This window comes from Oceanobacillus bengalensis (genome assembly GCF_003628445.1).
GTDB lineage: Bacteria > Bacillota > Bacilli > Bacillales > Amphibacillaceae > Oceanobacillus > Oceanobacillus bengalensis.
Genome location: NZ_RBZO01000067.1, coordinates 1 through 2,458, shown reverse-complemented (window position 1 = coordinate 2,458; position 2,458 = coordinate 1). Strand labels below are relative to the sequence as shown.

Sequence of the window (2,458 nt, the reverse complement as noted above, 5' to 3'; positions counted from 1 at the left end):
GTAAGCGTCAAATAATCCCCACCTATTTTTAGATGGGGATTTTGTTTATACTTTTTTTAGATTTATTTATTAGGAACACGACATTTCTCTGGAATCGTCGGCGACCAAGGAAGGAATTGATTTAAATTCGACTTATCTGTCATATCCATATTGGGAAGCTCTTCAAATAAGTATTTTAGGTAATGATATGGATTTAATCCATTTTCTTTTGCCGTTTCTACAATGCTATATATAATTGCGCTTGATTTAGCTCCCTTCGCAGTATTGCTAAACAGCCAATTTTTTCTTCCGATAATAAACGGTTTAATCGACCGCTCTGCACGGTTGTTATCAATCTCTAAACGACCATCCTCTAAGAAGGCTTCTAGGCGTTCCCATTGGTTACGACAGTACTTGATAGCTTGGCCGAGCGCACTTTTCGGCAATACCCGTGGCGTTTGCTCACGAAGCCATGCTGAAAAAACATCTAAAACGGGCTTGCTGCGTTCTAAACGTTTGTTATAACGATCTTCTGGACTGACGTCCTTCAAATCGCGTTCAATATCAAAAAGTTGGTTACAAAATGCTAGACCTTCTTTGGCTTTAACCGCAGAGGTACTCGCGGATTCAGGAAGTGCCTTCAAAGCATCTGTAAATTTTCTGCGGGCATGCGCCCAGCACCCAACCAACGTTATGTTAGGTATTCCATTGTAACCTGCATATCCATCAACACTTAAATATCCAGTGAAGCCTTCTAAAAAGCGACGTGGATGTTTACTTGCACGGGTTTGTTGGTAATCGTAGAGGACAATAGGTACATCCATTTGTCCAGAACGATATAGCCACATATAAGAATTCGATGTTGCTGCGCGCTCTGATTCACGTAAGACTTGTAACGTCGTCTCATCGGCATGTAAAACATCCAAGCCCAATAATTTGGCGTGCATTTCGTTATAAAGTAGCTCTAGCCAGGTACTAGAACCATGCACCATCCAATTGGCCATTGTTTGACGTGAGATGGATACGCCAAATCGTTCAAAATATTTCTCTTGACGATATAAAGGCATTCCCTCAACGTATTTTTGTGACATAATGAATGCCATTGCGGATGGCGAAGCCAGGCTTCCGGGGAAAACCGGCTTCGGCATTTTTGCAGTCACAATCGGTGTATTGATTTCACGTTGATCACAGTGACGACAACTGTAGACATGACGCACATGTTCTACCACCTTAACTTCAGCTGGAATGATTTTTAATTCTCTACGCACTTCCGTGCTCATTTCATGTAATACTCCGTCGCAACACGAACAGACCTGCTCATCGATAGGTAGGCGATATTCAATCGTCTCTTTGGGCAGGCTTTCAAGCTGTTGATCACGTTGACCTTTGTTCTTTTTACGTTTATATGTAATCGTCTCAAGCGTTGGTTCTTCTACCGTTGGATTAGCCGTATCTTCGGCTTCATTAAAAAGAGAGAGTTGATCCTGATTTGTTTTCTCACTTGACGATCCAAATCTGTGCTGTTGGCTAAGGCGAAATTGTTCCTTATACCATTTTAATTTTGCTTCCAACTCTTCTTTTTCCAATTCTAGCTTTTCTGTACGCTCGATGTAATATTCAATTGTATCTTTTGATTTCTGCACCGTTTTCTTCATATATTAAGTATACAAAATGGAACCCGGCTTGACTAGTCGGATTCCATATTTTCATCGACTATTTTTATAGAATGGTTCTGGCCTTTACTTCTGAATGTGCTTGTTTCTGTTGGATAGATAACCCATCTAAGAGCCAACGAAATTGGCGTGAACTGATATCCAACGGTGTGTCTTCTTTATCAGATGGCCAATTGAAGGTGCCACGCTCTAATCTTTTATAGTGAAGCCAAAATCCATTATTCTCCCATTGGAGAATTTTGAGCTTATCTCTTTTTCTATTACAGAAGACAAATAAGCATGGAGAAAATGGATCTAACTCAAAACACTCTTTTACAATTACTGCGAGACCATCAATTGATTTGCGAAGATCTGTACTTCCTTGCGCAAGATATACGCGTTCGAAATGATTATTAGTAATCATTGATTTTGTACAACACGCATCACATTCGATAGTAATTCCATATTCGTTCCTGGACGTACTTCAAGTGACAACATACCAATATGAATTAGTACAGATTCCTGGTCAGTGTGAACAGGTGGTAAATCCTGTACATTGACTGTTAGCCACTTTGTTTCAGGTTCTTCACTAGGGGGGAGTTCTCCTTTGAATTTTCGAATCCAGTAGTACATTTGATGGACATTAACATTTTGTTCGCGGCACCATTCAGCTACAATTAATCCACTGGATTGCCAATCATCAAATCTTGCTTTCCATTTTATTCTTTTATCAGCATCGTTCATGGCATAACCTCCAGAATATATTTCTAAAGAGATTATCTCATAATCAATCATGGGTTAGAAGGTGTGCATGGTTTGACGCTTAC

3 protein-coding genes are annotated in these 2,458 nt (G+C 40.0%); all 3 read right to left on the bottom strand.

Features of this window, described 5'->3' with window-relative positions; all coding sequences use genetic code 11:
• Positions 1-62 precede the first annotated feature (62 nt).
• The 3 genes from tnpC to tnpA all read right to left on the bottom strand — a co-directional run bounded on the left by tnpC (position 63) and on the right by tnpA (position 2,375).
• Positions 63-1,634 carry an IS66 family transposase gene (gene tnpC / locus D8M05_RS19850; RefSeq protein ID WP_121134839.1) on the bottom strand — a complete coding sequence of 524 codons (1,572 nt, stop codon included), beginning with the start codon at positions 1,632-1,634 and terminating at the stop codon, positions 63-65.
• A 64-nt stretch (positions 1,635-1,698) separates the two neighbouring features.
• The gene (gene tnpB, locus D8M05_RS21005; protein WP_121134837.1) at positions 1,699-2,055 is read right to left on the bottom strand and encodes an IS66 family insertion sequence element accessory protein TnpB; all 357 of its coding nucleotides are present in this window, start codon (positions 2,053-2,055) and stop codon (positions 1,699-1,701) included.
• Positions 2,052-2,375 carry an IS66 family insertion sequence element accessory protein TnpA gene (gene tnpA, locus D8M05_RS19840; RefSeq protein WP_121134835.1) on the bottom strand — a complete coding sequence of 108 codons (324 nt, stop codon included), beginning with the start codon at positions 2,373-2,375 and terminating at the stop codon, positions 2,052-2,054. Before tnpA ends, tnpB begins: the two co-directional genes overlap by 4 nt.
• Between the last annotated feature and the right edge of the window lie 83 nt (positions 2,376-2,458).